The organism is Paenibacillus sp. UASWS1643 (assembly GCF_008693195.1).
GTDB classification, from domain to species: Bacteria; Bacillota; Bacilli; order Paenibacillales; family Paenibacillaceae; genus Paenibacillus; species Paenibacillus amylolyticus_B.
This window is the reverse complement of sequence record NZ_VXKZ01000109.1, coordinates 40,926-56,020: the sequence shown is the minus strand read 5'-3', so window position 1 is coordinate 56,020 and position 15,095 is coordinate 40,926. Positions and strand designations below refer to the sequence as shown.

Below are 15,095 nucleotides of genomic sequence, written 5' to 3'. Positions count from 1 at the left end.
ATCAATGGCATCGCCTGGACTTGGTAGTCTCGGAGACATCGGGTTCATATCCGTTATGAGCCGCAACCGGGTAAAAGTTAGGACATTCAAGGATTTCACCAGGGTAACGGCTGATCGCTGGACAGCCTCAGATATACACCTCAAAAAACCGCGCCAACAATACCTCGGTCCGGGGCTTGATGCGATTTCTTTCATCATCGTGCTGGATGTGAGCCTTGGCATGAATCCCCGCAAAGAAATGGATAAGCTCGTGGGGTACAGTCGGGATGGAAAAGCACTGACGCTTGAGATCGGCGGGAAGAAGCTAGGCGTTAACAAATGGGTCATTAAAGGTCTGTCACAGACCTGGACCCACGTAGACCCCAAAGGCGATGTTCTTCGCGGCGAAATCTCTATAGATTTGGAGGAATACGCCTGATGGAAATTACAGTACCGGCAACCATGCCTGAAACTAAATTCGGGCTGACTGGCATTGAGAGCCTTAAACAAAGGGTGCGAATCATTGCTACCCTTGTGGCTGGTGAGGCAGTGTTGGACAGGGAAATGGGTATCGATGGTTCTATATTCGACCAACCGGAAGGGAGCGCTAGGTTGCTGCTCCGGGGTCGGATCATTGATGCGGTGGAACAATTTGAGCCGCAAGCAGAAGTTACAGAGGTATATTACATTGAGTCTGACGATGCGAACGAATCAGGAAGCGCGATTGCATACGTCCGGTTCCGGGAAAGGGGTGCTGAATAAATGGCTTTGGTAGACTTGCCAGATATCGAATTTACAGAACAGGACGTACTAAGTATCCAATCCGAGGTTCGTACATTATTCGAAGGGGCTACAGGTAGGACACTGAACCGGGCAGACCCGGAAATGTTGGTCCTGAATGCCCTGGCTAAAATGATCTTGCTTCAGCGGGTGCTGATCGATCAGACAGCCAAAGCGCAGCTACTCAGGCATGCGAGAAAAACCATGCTTGATTACCTGGGAGACTTCGCAAACACCCCACGCCTGGCTGCAGCATTCGCAACAACCACATTACAGTTCACTTTGACAGCGCCGCTTGCTTCAGCTCAGGCCATTCCAGTAGGAACCAGGGTAAGCCCCGAGGGTGCGGAGGGTGAAATATACTTCGCCACCAACAGTACAATTGTAATACCCGCCGGACAGCTAATAGGCACCGTATCGGCTCGTTGCTTGCAGGCTGGAGACATCGGGAATGGATTCCTTCCGGGAGTCATAAACACGCTGATTGACCCCGTTCCGTTCGTCTTATCAGTATCCAACCTGACCGAGAGCGCAGCGGGTGCAGATGAAGAGGAAGACGAGCCGTACCGGGAACGAATTCGGTTATCAAATGACTCTTATTCCACCGCTGGACCGGAAGACGGATACATCTATTGGGCCAAGACAGCCAGCGCCGCAATTGTTGACGTTGCCGCAGTTACTCCCGCCCCTATGGAAGTCACTATCATTCCTTTGCTGGAGAATGGCGAGCTCCCAACTCAAGAGATATTGGATGCGGTCACTTCAGCACTCAGCCCACGTAACCGCAGGCCGCTGACCGATAAGGTTACAGTCCAAAGGCCGGAGATTGTCGCGTACGATATTGCAGTCACCTATTACGTGCATGAGGACAACATTGCCAATCTGCTGTCGATACAGACCGCAGTGGAGCAAGCGGTGGGCGAGTATATTATTTGGCAGAAATCAAAGCTCGGGAGGGATATAAATCCTTCCGAGCTTGTTCGGCGTATGATCAACGCCGGAGCTGATCGGGTTGAACAGACTGGATTGTTGCCGCTGTATGCAGAGGTCACCGATTTGCAGGTGGCGAGAGAAACGGAAAATACAATCATCACGTTCGGGGGTCTGTCCAAGTGAAGATGCTCAAGGACACCAGCCTATACGATTTACTTCCGCCTAATGTGCAGGGTGACCGCAATATCGTTGCTGCTGCCCGGTCACTTGACGGGCAGTTGGCTGACCTTTATGAGCGGATCGATAAAATCAATTTCTTCCGGAGGCTCCAGAACGGTAATATTACGGATGCTGAAGCAGATGAAAGAGCCTGGCAGTACAAGCTCGCTTACTATGACGATGCGTTGCCCATTGAAGTTAAAATTGAATTGCTCAAGACAGCATTCGAGACTAATCAATCGAAGGGTACGCCTGCTGCAATCGAGAACCTGGTCAAGATACTTTTCGGGGATGGATACGTACAGGAATGGTTTGAGTATGGAGGCGAACCTGGGTATTACCAGGTTATCACCAACAATTCAGATGTAACAGAAGAACGGGCGCAAGAGTTTGTTCGGGCCATTCGATCAGTGACCAGGCTTTCAGCTTGGTTGGAACGAGTCAGCTTGTCACAGACTGAACGTTTAGACCTGTACATCGGTACGGGCATACACACGGGTAAACGTGTAGTTATGAGGGGGTAGAAGTATGGCTTTTGATGCAAAGGGTTTAACAAGCAAGGGGCGTAACCTCCAAGCCAAAGCTCAGGCCGGGGCGGAATTAAAATACACTAAATTCGTCATGGGTGATGGCGTACTCGGGAACCAGTCCATCGGCAACCTAACCAATGTTATCAGTCCCAAAAAGACAGTCACAGTAACGAGAGTATTTGTTGTCCCTGCTGATCAACGGGCCAATGTCGGCATGTACTTCACGAATGCAGACGTGACCACGGCGTTCACTTGGAGGGAAATTGGATTGTACGCTCTTGATCCAGACGAGGGAGAAATACTTTACTGGTACGGCTACGATGTGACTGGTACCGTGATCCCTGTTGGTGGCGGAAGTGAAATCCTAGAACAGACTTTTGACACTATGGTATTTGTGGGTACTGCTCAAAATGTAAGCTCTACGGTGAGCCAATCACTTGTATTCGTGACTATCACAGAAATGAACCAGGTTCTCACAGACTCCAAAGCGTACACGGATAGCAAATTTGCCAGCGCAACTATACCGGATGCATCACTAACACAGAAGGGCAAGGTACAACTATCTAATGCGATTGACAGCACTAGCCAATCACTTGCGGCGACAGCAAAGGCCGTTAGTGACGCAAGGCAGGCGGCTATTATAGCGGCGGAAGAATTCGGAAGAACAACAATCCTTAACTTAGCTGGAGAGAACACCGCTACTTACGTCAACGAACGACCGTGGCAAAAATTCAAGCTGACACAGGATAACGGCATGGTGAAAACCTTGTCTGGTGGTTATGATCTTAATTCAGCCAAAGAAACAGGTCATTATTACGTATTTAACCCGGTGAATGGTCCTGCTGGTTTCGGTCCTTACCATGTCGAAATCATGGCGCAGAGTGCAACTAACTTAGTTCAAAAAGCTACTTTTCAAGCGGCTATACCCGAAACCTATGTTCGAAGTCTAGTCGGAACAACATGGTCCCTATGGGTGACGCAAAACAAAAGAGTATGGGGGGCGTTGTAATTGGCTGAAACTCCAGTTTTGTTATACGGAAACAATCTCTCTACTACAGCAAATACAGTTATCTATACAGCGCCGATTAACAAAGTTGTTGTTTTAAAATCCGTTATAGTTTGCAATTTACAGGACACGCCAATCAATTTAAACATGCAAATTGAGGGAACCCCGGTTATAGGTAGCAGACCGCTGAAGGGCTACGAAACTTTGGTAATTCCTATTGCCGACTTAGTTTTAAGACCTACCGCACAACTCAGAGCGTGGGTTTCTTCTGGTACTTGCGCTGTTCGAATCACTGGCGTTGAGCTAGATGGAACAATGGATCAGAACGGATTGTATCTGATAGCTACCTCATCGGGTGTAAACGGCACTCCAAGAGAAATCATAACAACAAAAGGAAAACCTAGCATTATTAAATCAATGGTGTTTTGCAACAGTTACAGCATACCGCTCAGCTTGAATATGAGGATTGGTTATTTCGCAGACAATTACACACTAATAAGAAATTACAAACTGGCCCCGTATGAGACAATTCACATCCCGTTTGTTGATACTATCTTGTTAGGAACAGATACTTTAACCGCCTGGGTCAATGAGAGTAACGTTATATGGTGTCACATCGTCACAAAGGATGTGACGATCTAATGCCGACACTTGATAATTATTCACTGGGCAATTACGGGTTGGGTGGGTTTGTACAAAGTAGTGCGCTAGTACAAACTCCTTCTATAAGTGAAACTATAGCAATCAATCCTGCATCCGTTGGTAACGTACGTACAATTGCTGATATACCTCCGTCTAGTTTAATATCAATATCGTCTATCAACGCATCTAATGGGAAGATAGGCGTTACATCGAGTAGCACCAACTTAAGCTACCATTTAGCTTTGCTTGATGATGCTAACCGAGTATGGATAGTGGGAGCTACATCTAATACTTCTATTTCTTATTATGCCTTGCAAATATCAGAAGCAACAAGCGCAATTTGTATTTTCGAAAATAACAGCGCCTTATTGAGCAACGCAACAGCTAAGACATCAGTATCCAATAATATGCCAACAGGTTTTAACATGAAGGGCAACATGAAATTATGCTTATACGTGTCATATAATACAGTTAATCCATCTGCCAATCTACAACTTTTTTGTTCTAATGTGAGGGTGGTTTCGGCATAGAGAGATAGCAGGGGGAAAGGGTGTGACGTTGTGAGCCGGGAAAATTCATTGATAGGGGAATGTCCTGGTGGTGTATAGCTCAATAGAAAAAGAAAGAGTTTCAAGGGGGTGATTGGAAACTTAATCGAGTATGTAACACGTCCGGGATCCGGAGCGTGTTTTTTGTTGTGTCTGGAGTGGTCTGTAATAAATCAAATTCAGAGAGAGAGCGGGGAGAAGGTCATGCCAGAGGAGGTGCTGACAATTGAAAAGTTGCGCACGAAGACAGACGAGTTAACAGCACAATTAAGTAATTTAAGTGCTGAATTCACACGATTGACAGCACAGACATTATCAGACGAAGCCAGGTTTAAACTTATCGAACAAACAACAGGCCGGCATGATGACGAGATCCGGCAGCTCAAGGATTCCACTCGCATGATGCAACTGCAATTTGATCAGGTCATGACGAAGATCGATACGCTTGAAATGAAGTTGTTTAGCTGGCTCCAGCAAACACAACAGGACAGTGTGAAGGAGAGGACAACCAGCCAGAAACAGTGGATGAGCTTCCTACAGTTTGTTTTGGGCGGGACAGTCATTGCAATTGTAACGGCTATTTTTGTTAAGGGGGGATTGTAGTTGTATAAGATCACTCAGAAGGGAAATAAGAACACCAATTTCAGTAGCCGGGATGGTAACGTCCCGGTTATTATCGTTAACCACATCAGCGGCGGCTCTATGTCTTCTATGGACTCATGGTTCCAATCTTCCGGCAACACTGTGTCATCGGCTCACTTCGGCGTATCGAAGTCCGGAGAGATTCACCAGTATGTTGCAATTGACAAGATGGCCTGGGCGAACGGCTTGAAAGTTGATGCAATCAAGAATGCGACAGCTCCAATTATCAAAGAGCGCGCACCGACTAATCCAAACAAATACTCAGTGTCAATAGAGCACGAGGGTACAGACGGTGAATTGACAGATGCACAGTTCCAAGCATCTGTTTGGCTGCACTTCTACATCCAAACCGAAGTTAAGAGGATCTACGGCAAAGATATGATTCTGGATGAGCGACATGTCATTGGACATTTCCAAGTGGATCCGAAACGTAAACCATTCTGTCCAGGTCCTAAGTTCCCATGGACTCGTCTGTATCAGGCGATTAAACCGATAATCCTACCAGCTACACCATCAAAGGAGGGTGAACCCATGACAGCAGATGAAAAGAAGGAATTTGAACAGCTCAAGGCGGACGTGAAGGACCTTCAGACGCGCGTAAACATCAACGGTGACCAAACACCACCTAAAGTCTATCACGAGGCGCTAGAGGCAGCTAAGTTTGTTAAAGCAATTACCACTACGAATGACAAGGATCAATCTGCATTGAAGATCCTTCAAATGATGTACAATATGGGTCTTTTCGAACCACGGTTCATTGAGATGGTCAGATCATACAAAAGGAAGGTGTAAACGATGAACGAAATAATCCAATCGGTTGTGACAAATGCCCTTATCTCTATTGCGTGTTTGCTGGCTGTCCTGCTGTTCGTGTTCCTGCTGAAAGAGTGGCGTCAACTTGGGGCGTGGATCACAGCACGAAAGGCAGCGGCAGAAGCTAAGTCTGCTGAGTCTATCCAGAATGCATTGTGGAGTGTTGCACAGGAAGCATATGCTAAAGCTGAGGCGGCACTTGGTGAATTGGCTGGATCAGATAAAATGGATCTGGCTATTAATTATGCGGTGAAACGTCTCCGGGCTTTGGGGATCACGGTTAGTGCTGATGTAATTAGGGCAAAGATACAGGAGGCTTGGGTTAAGTTGGACAAGATCCCAAATCAAAAATCTATGGATCCGGATCAACTAACTGAAGCGTTGCGAGCAGAGATTGAAAAGGCAGTTCAGCCTTGAATGGGCAACACTCTAACTCCATTGGCCTATCGCTGATGGAGTTATTTTCTTCTTGAATAACGAACGATTGTTCGCATATAATACAAACAGTTGTTCTTATTCAGGAGGGATGAATATGTTATCTGATTACGAGCGAAAGGTGTTACGGATCTTATATAACTACAAAAGCGGACGGCGGCGTTTTCCTACTGTCCACGAATTAACCGTTAAAACAGGCAAGTATAAAGCAGACGTTATGGACGCACTGGAGGCTCTAATAACTGCACGATACATACATTGGGAGGATAAGTCGGATACGGCTAATCTAGTCATTTTGGAAGGTTGGGAACGAGAGGGAGAACGTCCTAAGGTTGAGCACAGGAAGCCGCCAGTCAACAACAGTAATACTGACTATTGGACTCAATACTAAGGGGGCGCTTATTATGAGTAGCAAGTTGGCGGGAAACGGATTGTTTGAGTCATCTCGGATGATATTGCCTGAGCACAGGGAGGCCTGGCTTGAGCATCAAGCGAAAGCATTGGAGAAGGAAAAACCGATTCTGGATGAACAGGAGATGCAATTAATTCAAGGGGCAATAAATGATTCCTTTCATCAACGGTTACGTATACAGATCACTGAATTCGATCCAATAGAGGATAAGATGTATGAGGGTGTTGTATCTGTTGTAAACACGGTTCGAATGGAAATCAAACTTGTTTTTCCTGATAAAGATTGGAAGTATATAAAAATCGCTGATATTATGTCGGCTACCACTTAAATAATAGTAAACGCCCGATCCAGAGAGAATGGATACGGGCGTTTTATGTAGTAGATAGTTTAAACTGGTGGACGCTGCTGATGTTGAATGGCGCGGATAAGCTTGTCGTTACGTTTATCTGCGTTGTAGGAGTTAACGACCAATATGGCGTGGATGACACCAGGAACATAAAAGAATAGCGTTAGGATACAGCTAAGCAAGAACTGACCAACTTTACCACAGGACAATACTGCAAGTGGTGGCAAGAAACAAAGTAAATAGCGCATAGTTATTTCCCCTTCGAACGTTTTGGGTATAGTCTAACAGAACTAGGAAAATGTTTCTATATTTATTATGGGAATCAGGAAAATACTTCTTGCAATACATACGGCTTTACCGTATATTTATGGCAGACAAACAAACAGGAAAATTAAGGAGGTATGAGCATTGACCTTGAATCAGTACCGAGATTTGGCGGACCAACTGGGAGGAGAGGTCGGAGAACGGATCGCTGCACTGGTCGAAGAGTTAGAAGAGTCCAGACAGATCATACGTGGTAAAAAGTACCCACCTCTCCTGGGGAGTAAGGAAGTAGCAGAACAGATTGGCGCAGACCCAAAGAACATGCATCATGTGCGCAAAAACAAGATGTTCCCAGAGCCTGACGTTATGGTTGGGACAAGGCCGTTCTGGTTTAAACCGTCGATTGATGAGTACCAAGAGCGCATGGAAGAGTGGCGTAGCAAAGACAAGCCAGAATAAAGGGGATAAGGCACGATGGAACTGGTCACGTTTATGTTGTTTTCAACAATAGAAGTACTGACGGTATTTATATTCATGATGGTGTTATACAGGGAGAATCCAATGGAATTCATCTGGCAGGCACTGTCAGTGTCTGTACTCATGGGCATGCAGAGTCATTTCTTACGAGGGCTAGATCTGGGATTTCTAGCTGTGGTGATAAACTTAATGTTCTATGTCCTGATACTTGCAACTATTGTTCGGCTTCCGATCCTATGGTCAATAATTATATCCGGTAGTGGATTCTTTCCCTACGGAGTTGCACAAGCATTGCTATTTGAAAAAATTGGCGGAGAGCTCCTACAGCTTGTGACAAGTATTCTGTTTTTAATAGCTTCATATCTCCTCTACAAATTCGGCTTGGGCATCGAGGCGCCATATCAAAAACTGAAACTCCCCCGAGAGAAAGCTATTGTCGTGACCGTCATTATTACGGCATTCGTACTCACTGCAATCACAATGTACGTGCAAGAGTCATGGGCTAACATATTGTTTTTCGGGGGAGCATCTGCACTGTTTCTGTACTATGCATTCAGAAAGGATCGTGAAGCACGTTGATTGAGGTAGTGGCGGGGAGAATGGCGCGTCATATCAAGTCAGTAGTTCCGAATCACCCAGTACCAGAAGACAGCATGCGGCACTCGCTAATCATTATTCTTAATTTTGTTTCAGTGGTCGTTTTAACAGTATTGGCAGGCTTGGCAACTGGTCGTTTGAATGAAGCAGTAATGCTGTTAAAATGCTTTGCCTTTCTACGCTTGTTCTCAGGGGGAGTACACCTACAGACAAGCATGGGGTGCGCAATCATAACGGCTGGTGCAGCAACTGCACTGTCTATGTTCAGTATTGGTTCAGAGTGGACTGTTATCCTTACAGTAATCAGTATGTTTATTATGCTTTTCTATGCACCAACAGGAATTGAAAACCAGACCCGTATTCCGGAGAGGTTCTATCCAGCCCTTAAAATCGTGTCCTTTTTGATCGTTGCATCAAACCTTTGGTTCGGATCGTCTATGGCAGCAATAGCATTTTTCGTACAAGCTCTGACATTAGTAGCCAACGAACATTTCATGAAGGGAGGTGACAAACATGTTTAAAACAGCTATCTATGGTGCAATCGCAACTGGATTGGGTGCAGTAGCAGCTCTGTCTGTAATGCCAGCAAGCTTGATCTTCGTAAACAACCCTAAGCCACCACAACACTTGCTTAAAAAATAATGGAGGACAACATATATGGAATACGTATCACTTCTGGCTGATCATAAAGGAAAAACCGATGTTATTCAGGTTAAGATCGCCGACATACTGTATCTTTCTTATATAAAAACGTATAGGAAGGTCGCTTTTTACACTTCCGATGCAACCTATTATTTTGTGGGAAGCAAGGAGCATTGGACTGAGGTTATGAATAACAGCGGTGGAAATTTCATGGACGTAGACCGGCATAATTCGGTTAATGTGATGAAGGTAAGGCGGACTGAGACAAAGCCATATTATGCATACTTCGAAAAGTTCCGGAGAATAAACGAATTGCGATGCTCTATGTCCGCAAGAGGATACACCGATCTGGAAAAAGAACTATCTGTTGCGACTAAACAACAACAAAAACTTGTTCCAATACTCCAATGAAAAGAGGGGCCTCCGTCGTAATGCGGGGGCCCCTCTTTTTTGCGTTCGATTATAAACTATAGCACAAGTCTAATGTAATATGTTGTCGAATGGTGGTGTCGAATGGATTCAATTCGGACGACCCAATTTTAATTTACAAATCTTGTGATGTGGGGTTAAATGGGAAATAGGAACATGATTTCCTGTTGACGTTTAATCAACTTTACAACGGGGTAAAGAAAACCTCCGGGTGGAGCAGTAAATGCCCCGGCCTGTTACGCTACATCGGCCACTCGTATATGTCCTTTTCATTGCATCCGAGAATAATGCAGATCCCGCGCATAGTAAGGCTTGGGATGGGTCGCTTGTTAGTCTCGTAAAAGGACAATAGAGTGGTGGATACATTTAATCCGCACACTTCAAGCAGTGCCTCAGATAGTTGATCCTGAGTGTAACCGGCTTGGATGCGGATGTCGCGCAACAGGCACTTCCCGAAGGTAAGCGCCATATTATGTATGCCTCCATATTAAGTTTTAAGTCTTCCATAGGAACAATCGTTCGTATATAATTACAATACTACATACCGGGGGTCTTGCCTTATGAACAGCATTGATGCCGAGCATTTTTTGAAATCCATTGCAGCCGATACGCCAGAAAACCAAAAGTTGATTGATGAGTTTCTTATTTCCCTTGTTGATACTGACTCAGAAGTAGACGAGCCATAGCCTGTAGCTTGCGCTTCTGTTCCTCTGTCAGTTCCTTTCCGTCAAAAGTAAAATCTCCCTTGATGAAAGAATCATCGTTCAATTCCACTTTTTCAACCATAACCCTCTCAGCCTCGGTTAACTTGCTGTGGGGGTTATTTGTGTGTCCCAAAACCCAATCCGTTGTAACTCCATATAAGTCGCACAATGCTTTTAATGTTTCATAATCCGGTTCACTGATTTTGTTCTCGTATCCACTCAATGTCTTGTTGTTGATCCCCGTATGATCTCTCACTTGAATTTGTGTCAAACCCGCCTTTAAACGCGCTTCTTTTAGGCGTTCACTGTACAACTTGAGCATGGTTTTTCTTCACCTCTCCTTGGTTATTGATATTACCATAATGTCCTAGAAACATGGAAACCATTCTTAGTTTTTCGGATAATCAGAAAATTAATTTTAAAAAGGGGGTTGCATTCTTAGATACTAGGAGTTATATTTGACTCACGGATTCTTAGAAATTAGGAATTCACACAGAATACCTAAGAATTGGAGGTGACCTAATGAGTCAAGTTGCTGAGGATAAAAGCAAACCTTACCTGACTCCTTTGATCAAACGCATTCGTGCTCACATCCTTACATCCGGCACTTCTATGAAGTCTATCTCAGCAAAAGCTGGTATACCTGAAAAGCGTTTTTATCGCTTGATGGATGGGACTTCTATGATGAGCGCAGATGAAGTTGAACTCTTATGTAAGATTGAAGGTCTTGAGTTAGACCCGAAGGAAATTTTTTTGGCTAAGAATTCTTAGAATCTAGGAATAACTTTAATAGAAGTATACGGCAAAACCGTATGAAAAGTCAACTAGATTGTCCGTATTTTCTTAGAAAGACGGGGTGTTACATGAATCGACAAGCAATTGCATTAACTGACGATCAGGCAGCGATAGTCATACAGCGAGGTACAGCAATCACCTTGAACCTTATGGAGGTGGCATGTTCGGACTTTGAGACAGGAAAACAAACGCCAGCTTCTTCCTTCTCCATCAACAACATAGAAGGGCTACGAGAATTGAGAGACGCACTCAATAAGCTTCCTTTAGGAGAAAAGAAGGATCAGGAAAAGGCGTTAACTCAACTTGATCAAACAAGTCCAGCGATTTGGAGACCGATCAAGGAAAGTGCTTTAGAAAGACTTACTCCTCTCAGTTCACCGAATCGATATCAAATGATTAATGCGTTGTCCGTGATAGTGAGGAATACGGTCGGTATCCCAAAAATAAACGACCTGACAGAAGAAGATCAACCAAAGGCACAGGCAATTGTTGATGTCATTGTAGATGCCATGATCGAACTTAGGTCAGAAGATTAAACCGAATTGAAAGGGGCACACACACATGTCTATCGCAATTCACCCGGTTCATCGCCGCTTGGCAGAACTGACGATCAAAGCAGGAAAAACAGGAGGAACGTTTAAACTTCCACCTGCCGAATGGATGGAGTTAATGCACTGTCTGCAAGCTAACGCCACTTTGGTCCACAAGTTAGATGGTTACAAAGAAGCTGCTTATGCCGCTCAGTGCAATGACCAAATGGATTTAGTTCAGCACTTCACGCAATTACTCGATGAGCTGGAGGCGCAACTGACATGATCAAACGCGGTGGGCTGTTCATGATCAATTACGGAGACGGCGAAGGGAGCGAACAACAGGGTTACCGTCCGGGTCTGGTTATCCAGAACGATGTGGGCAATGAGTTTTCCCCAACAGTCATTGTTGTAGCGATCACAGATGGTGAGGACAAACGCTTGATGCCGACTCACTTCCCTATCGGGATCAAAGAGGGGATGCGCAAACCATCGGTTGTAATGTTTGAGCAGATTCGGACGATTGACAAAACCCGATTAGATTACCAGTTCGGGTCGCTCACACCTGAGATTTTGAAGCAGATGGAGCATCCATTAATGATCAGCCTCGGATTAAAAGCAGCGCCTAAACCCAGAAGAAAGACGGTGACCAAATGAAAACGGAACAGCAATTGCAGGAATTATGCTCATTCTTTGAAACCTTCGAAGGCAAGATGTACCAGCAAGGCCGTCTGCTAATCGCCCTGCATGCCCGGGGGCAGTACAACAAGTACAACCGGCAGCTTTCCGGCAAGCGGTGATGGTTATGAGCACTCCATCCAATCCGATGCACCTGTCAATTCGAATCAAAGCAAGTGACGATCCGTTGGACCTTAAAGCACTGGCTCAATCTGGAGGACAGCACTTGTACGATCTGCGCTATCCCAAGTTCGCTTTCCCAAGCGAAGCTCACCAGATGAAGTACAACCGAATCAGAAAGGAACTGAGAGGAGGTGAGGGGAGCAGTGAGAGTAAATTGTAAGTGCGGCAAAAAGGGTGCCGAGTATGCGGTGTATGAATCAGCACAGCCGCACTGTCTGAGGTGCATGCTAGTGGCTGTCAATTGCACGATAGCAATACCGGTTCGCAGACTTGATCCGTGGGAAATGGAACGACCAGAAGACACAAAAAAAGCCGCCCATTAGAGAGCGGTCCATAAGAAAACTATTCGCAATCATCATATCACAGGAAGCGAGGAAAGCAAGTGGCAAAGCATGTGCGCTTAATCGAATCAGAGGTTATCAACTTCGCGGGACTCCGGTCCAAGAAAGTGGAGTACGGGGATGTTACTCGCCTGTCAGGTAAGAACGGTCAGGGTAAAACTTCAATTGGTACAGCTCCAGTCTGGACACTGTACGGAACAGATCTGTTCGGCAACAAATACAACCCATCACCAACCAACTATGAGTTTGACAGGGTGTTTGCTTCTACGATTCTCCAAGTTGATGGGGTGCCTATCAAGTTTGCTCGGGAGATCGAGAACGGAACCAACTCGTTTTACATCAATGACGTTCCAACGAAGGCCAAAGAGTTCGAGGCTGCGGTAGCCGAGTTGTTTGACAAAGATGAATTCTTGTCCTTCTACAACCCCATTTACTTTTTCGGGAAGCACTGGAGCAAGCAGCGGGAGCAGATTATGAAGTACACCACACAGCCTGCCAAGAAAGAAGTCTCTCAAGAAATGAGCCGGACAGCACCAGACCAGAAACCAAAGGAAATCACACTTAACCCTGCAGCTGAGAAGTTGAATGAGCTAATGAAGAAACACACACTGGATGATCTGCAGAAGATTCACGGCGGCACCGGGGGGCAGAAATCGAAGCTGGAGAAACAGCACATTGCCGCTCAGAGCCGGACAAAGACGCTACAGGAGCAACTTGATAAATTACCCGCAAGTTCAGGTGAGAATATTGAGTCATTGCAGGCTTTGGAAGCTGAATTGCGAGAGCAGATCAAGGTGGCTGATGAATTTCCGGCTAAAGCACATGAAGTTCAGAAAGCCCAGTTTGAACTGAAAAGCCGGATTGCACTGCAACAAGATCAAATTGCACAAAGCAAGGAACGATTCCTGGTACTTCACGGGGAAGCGATTGAAGATAAATGCCCGACATGTAATCAGGGATTAGATGAAAAGGCAGTCACCACAGCACGAGAAAACAAGGACGCTCGTGTAGCTAAAGCCCGAGAAGCACATCAAGCCTTGATCGACAAGCGCAATGAACTGGAAACAGAGCTCGCCGCCATTGTTCCTATCGATGTGGGTGACCTTCCAAAACAGGTTCGTGAGTTCGAGGATCAGTTGGAAGTTGTTCTGTCTGATATCCGAAATCAGAATGCCCGGGCTCAACTTGAGGCAGATGTTGCAGCAGCGAAGCAGGCCGAAACAGACACGCTTACTACCCTGAAAGAATCGGTCTTTATCCTGGACGCAATTAAGTCCTATAAAGCCAAAGAAGCTGAACTGCAAGCCAAGAAGGTGCAATCCCTCTTCACAACTCTTACGATCCGCCTTTTCAAGTACGTGAAGACAAAAGGCGAATACGAACCTGATTTCAGCATCCAAATGGACGGCAAGGATTACCTGGCGTTATCCACTGGTGAACGCATTGAAGCAGGTCTTGAACTGACAGAAGTTTTGTTCAAGCAATCAGAACTGATCGTACCGACCTTTATCGACAACATAGAGAGTTACACAGGCCGTGTGGCTGTGTACGACCAACTGATTACAGGGCGAGTAGTTGAAGACCAAGAACTGAAAATAGATGCGGAGGTAGCGTTGCGATGATTAGAACAGTAGTTTACAAAGGTTGGACCGCCTTTAATAGAGCATTGAACCTAATGGTGCTTAGGAAAGTGGAGCGGGAGGGAATTGTCCAAGTTGCATTCCCTTTCCTTGAAGATACTCCGAATTTTGACCTGACTATAGCAGAGGCAATGGATCTGAGGGATGCCTTGAACGATTTAATTGGAGAGGTTCTTGCACTTCCAGCCCCGGCAGCAGAGTTGTTTCCACCAACACAGGTATCTGTTTCCGATCAGAGTGCATTCAGTGGCTTGTTCGATAGATTTTCGACCAACTCCGAAAAAGATCGGGGAGCACGTATAGCGTTAAGAATGGCCGCTGATATATTGGGATTGCCAATTGCCTGGTCACCAGAGGATAACGTTCGATGAAGAACGGAAAGAACCCATCACGCCGCCAGAAACAGGCCATTGCTGCTGCCAAACTTGTTCCAGACAACTGGCTCGTATACAAAGCAGAACCTGGCTCACTGCACATCGTTAACCGCAATACTCAATCCACCAAAATCATTAAATCATAGGAGGCTACAA

Annotated in this window: 29 protein-coding genes; 26 read left to right on the top strand and 3 right to left on the bottom strand. The window is 45.6% G+C overall.

Features of this window, described 5'->3' with window-relative positions; translation table 11 throughout:
• Window positions 1-4: 4 nt before the first annotated feature.
• From FE296_RS15950 to FE296_RS15895, 12 genes are all read left to right on the top strand, one after another.
• The gene (locus tag FE296_RS15950; RefSeq protein ID WP_150365603.1) at window positions 5-418 is read left to right on the top strand and encodes a phage tail protein; all 414 of its coding nucleotides are present in this window, start codon (window positions 5-7) and stop codon (window positions 416-418) included.
• Window positions 418-741, top strand: a complete 324-nt coding sequence (locus FE296_RS15945) for a hypothetical protein (RefSeq protein ID WP_150365602.1) — start codon at window positions 418-420, stop codon at window positions 739-741. The genes FE296_RS15950 and FE296_RS15945 overlap by 1 nt, the downstream gene beginning before the upstream one ends.
• The gene (locus FE296_RS15940) at window positions 742-1,875 is read left to right on the top strand and encodes a baseplate assembly protein (RefSeq protein ID WP_223868904.1); all 1,134 of its coding nucleotides are present in this window, start codon (window positions 742-744) and stop codon (window positions 1,873-1,875) included. It abuts the gene before it with no gap.
• Window positions 1,876-1,877: 2 nt separating this feature from the next.
• The gene (locus FE296_RS15935) at window positions 1,878-2,435 is read left to right on the top strand and encodes a phage tail protein (RefSeq protein ID WP_223868914.1); all 558 of its coding nucleotides are present in this window, start codon (window positions 1,878-1,880) and stop codon (window positions 2,433-2,435) included.
• Window positions 2,436-2,532: 97 nt separating this feature from the next.
• Window positions 2,533-3,450 (top strand): pyocin knob domain-containing protein, encoded by a 918-nt coding sequence (locus tag FE296_RS15930; protein WP_190945274.1) that lies wholly within the window; start codon window positions 2,533-2,535, stop codon window positions 3,448-3,450.
• On the top strand, window positions 3,451-4,089 hold the full coding sequence (locus tag FE296_RS15925) for a hypothetical protein (RefSeq protein WP_150365599.1): 639 nt from the start codon (window positions 3,451-3,453) through the stop codon (window positions 4,087-4,089).
• Window positions 4,089-4,619: a hypothetical protein gene (locus FE296_RS15920; RefSeq protein ID WP_150365598.1), complete on the top strand. Its 531-nt coding sequence runs from the start codon at window positions 4,089-4,091 to the stop codon at window positions 4,617-4,619. Before FE296_RS15925 ends, FE296_RS15920 begins: the two co-directional genes overlap by 1 nt.
• 222 nt (window positions 4,620-4,841) lie before the next feature.
• On the top strand, window positions 4,842-5,240 hold the full coding sequence (locus FE296_RS15915) for a hypothetical protein (protein WP_150365597.1): 399 nt from the start codon (window positions 4,842-4,844) through the stop codon (window positions 5,238-5,240).
• The gene (locus FE296_RS15910; protein ID WP_150365596.1) at window positions 5,241-6,071 is read left to right on the top strand and encodes an N-acetylmuramoyl-L-alanine amidase; all 831 of its coding nucleotides are present in this window, start codon (window positions 5,241-5,243) and stop codon (window positions 6,069-6,071) included.
• A gap of 3 nt (window positions 6,072-6,074) precedes the next feature.
• Window positions 6,075-6,509, top strand: coding sequence for a hypothetical protein (locus FE296_RS15905; protein ID WP_150365595.1), 435 nt, complete (start codon window positions 6,075-6,077; stop codon window positions 6,507-6,509).
• A gap of 115 nt (window positions 6,510-6,624) precedes the next feature.
• A complete protein-coding gene (locus FE296_RS15900; protein WP_190945272.1) occupies window positions 6,625-6,918 on the top strand; it encodes a hypothetical protein in 294 nt (97 codons plus the stop codon).
• Window positions 6,919-6,931: 13 nt separating this feature from the next.
• Window positions 6,932-7,267 (top strand): YolD-like family protein, encoded by a 336-nt coding sequence (locus FE296_RS15895; protein ID WP_150365594.1) that lies wholly within the window; start codon window positions 6,932-6,934, stop codon window positions 7,265-7,267.
• 59 nt (window positions 7,268-7,326) lie between these two features.
• Here the strand turns inward: FE296_RS15895 and FE296_RS15890 are convergent, their stop codons facing one another.
• Window positions 7,327-7,533 (bottom strand): YqaE/Pmp3 family membrane protein, encoded by a 207-nt coding sequence (locus FE296_RS15890; RefSeq protein WP_150365593.1) that lies wholly within the window; start codon window positions 7,531-7,533, stop codon window positions 7,327-7,329.
• Between the two features lie 160 nt (window positions 7,534-7,693).
• On the opposite strand from FE296_RS15890, the gene FE296_RS15885 reads away from it, so the two are divergent.
• Genes FE296_RS15885 through FE296_RS15865 form a run of 5 tightly spaced genes read left to right on the top strand, consistent with a single transcriptional unit; the run spans window position 7,694 to window position 9,676 of the window.
• On the top strand, window positions 7,694-8,008 hold the full coding sequence (locus FE296_RS15885; protein WP_150365592.1) for a hypothetical protein: 315 nt from the start codon (window positions 7,694-7,696) through the stop codon (window positions 8,006-8,008).
• 15 nt (window positions 8,009-8,023) lie between these two features.
• A complete protein-coding gene (locus tag FE296_RS15880) occupies window positions 8,024-8,605 on the top strand; it encodes a hypothetical protein (protein ID WP_150365591.1) in 582 nt (193 codons plus the stop codon).
• A complete protein-coding gene (locus FE296_RS15875) occupies window positions 8,602-9,144 on the top strand; it encodes an accessory gene regulator ArgB-like protein (protein ID WP_150365590.1) in 543 nt (180 codons plus the stop codon). Before FE296_RS15880 ends, FE296_RS15875 begins: the two co-directional genes overlap by 4 nt.
• Window positions 9,137-9,265 (top strand): cyclic lactone autoinducer peptide, encoded by a 129-nt coding sequence (locus FE296_RS15870; protein WP_150365589.1) that lies wholly within the window; start codon window positions 9,137-9,139, stop codon window positions 9,263-9,265. The genes FE296_RS15875 and FE296_RS15870 overlap by 8 nt, the downstream gene beginning before the upstream one ends.
• Window positions 9,266-9,280: 15 nt before the next feature.
• Window positions 9,281-9,676 carry a hypothetical protein gene (locus FE296_RS15865; RefSeq protein WP_150365588.1) on the top strand — a complete coding sequence of 132 codons (396 nt, stop codon included), beginning with the start codon at window positions 9,281-9,283 and terminating at the stop codon, window positions 9,674-9,676.
• Between the two features lie 259 nt (window positions 9,677-9,935).
• Here the strand turns inward: FE296_RS15865 and FE296_RS34060 are convergent, their stop codons facing one another.
• Together FE296_RS34060 and FE296_RS15855 are read right to left on the bottom strand one after the other, a co-directional pair.
• Window positions 9,936-10,163 carry a helix-turn-helix transcriptional regulator gene (locus FE296_RS34060; RefSeq protein WP_150365587.1) on the bottom strand — a complete coding sequence of 76 codons (228 nt, stop codon included), beginning with the start codon at window positions 10,161-10,163 and terminating at the stop codon, window positions 9,936-9,938.
• 173 nt (window positions 10,164-10,336) lie between these two features.
• Window positions 10,337-10,720: a helix-turn-helix domain-containing protein gene (locus FE296_RS15855; RefSeq protein WP_150365586.1), complete on the bottom strand. Its 384-nt coding sequence runs from the start codon at window positions 10,718-10,720 to the stop codon at window positions 10,337-10,339.
• 200 nt (window positions 10,721-10,920) lie between these two features.
• Here FE296_RS15855 and FE296_RS15850 point away from each other — a divergent pair, with 200 nt between their 5' ends.
• The 9 genes from FE296_RS15850 to FE296_RS32785 all read left to right on the top strand — a co-directional run bounded on the left by FE296_RS15850 (window position 10,921) and on the right by FE296_RS32785 (window position 15,085).
• Window positions 10,921-11,169 (top strand): hypothetical protein, encoded by a 249-nt coding sequence (locus FE296_RS15850; RefSeq protein WP_150365585.1) that lies wholly within the window; start codon window positions 10,921-10,923, stop codon window positions 11,167-11,169.
• 92 nt (window positions 11,170-11,261) lie between these two features.
• A complete protein-coding gene (locus FE296_RS15845; protein ID WP_150365584.1) occupies window positions 11,262-11,729 on the top strand; it encodes a hypothetical protein in 468 nt (155 codons plus the stop codon).
• 25 nt (window positions 11,730-11,754) lie between these two features.
• Window positions 11,755-12,009 carry a DUF7667 family protein gene (locus FE296_RS15840; RefSeq protein WP_150365583.1) on the top strand — a complete coding sequence of 85 codons (255 nt, stop codon included), beginning with the start codon at window positions 11,755-11,757 and terminating at the stop codon, window positions 12,007-12,009.
• Window positions 12,006-12,380 carry a type II toxin-antitoxin system PemK/MazF family toxin gene (locus tag FE296_RS15835; RefSeq protein ID WP_150365582.1) on the top strand — a complete coding sequence of 125 codons (375 nt, stop codon included), beginning with the start codon at window positions 12,006-12,008 and terminating at the stop codon, window positions 12,378-12,380. The genes FE296_RS15840 and FE296_RS15835 overlap by 4 nt, the downstream gene beginning before the upstream one ends.
• A complete protein-coding gene (locus FE296_RS32790; RefSeq protein WP_190945269.1) occupies window positions 12,377-12,523 on the top strand; it encodes a hypothetical protein in 147 nt (48 codons plus the stop codon). The genes FE296_RS15835 and FE296_RS32790 overlap by 4 nt, the downstream gene beginning before the upstream one ends.
• Window positions 12,524-12,528: 5 nt before the next feature.
• The gene (locus tag FE296_RS15830) at window positions 12,529-12,744 is read left to right on the top strand and encodes a hypothetical protein (protein ID WP_150365581.1); all 216 of its coding nucleotides are present in this window, start codon (window positions 12,529-12,531) and stop codon (window positions 12,742-12,744) included.
• 222 nt (window positions 12,745-12,966) lie between these two features.
• A complete protein-coding gene (locus tag FE296_RS15820) occupies window positions 12,967-14,547 on the top strand; it encodes an ATPase (RefSeq protein ID WP_150365579.1) in 1,581 nt (526 codons plus the stop codon).
• Window positions 14,544-14,936, top strand: a complete 393-nt coding sequence (locus tag FE296_RS15815) for a hypothetical protein (RefSeq protein WP_150365578.1) — start codon at window positions 14,544-14,546, stop codon at window positions 14,934-14,936. The genes FE296_RS15820 and FE296_RS15815 overlap by 4 nt, the downstream gene beginning before the upstream one ends.
• The gene (locus tag FE296_RS32785) at window positions 14,933-15,085 is read left to right on the top strand and encodes a DUF6906 family protein (RefSeq protein WP_179132668.1); all 153 of its coding nucleotides are present in this window, start codon (window positions 14,933-14,935) and stop codon (window positions 15,083-15,085) included. The genes FE296_RS15815 and FE296_RS32785 overlap by 4 nt, the downstream gene beginning before the upstream one ends.
• Window positions 15,086-15,095: the final 10 nt, after the last annotated feature.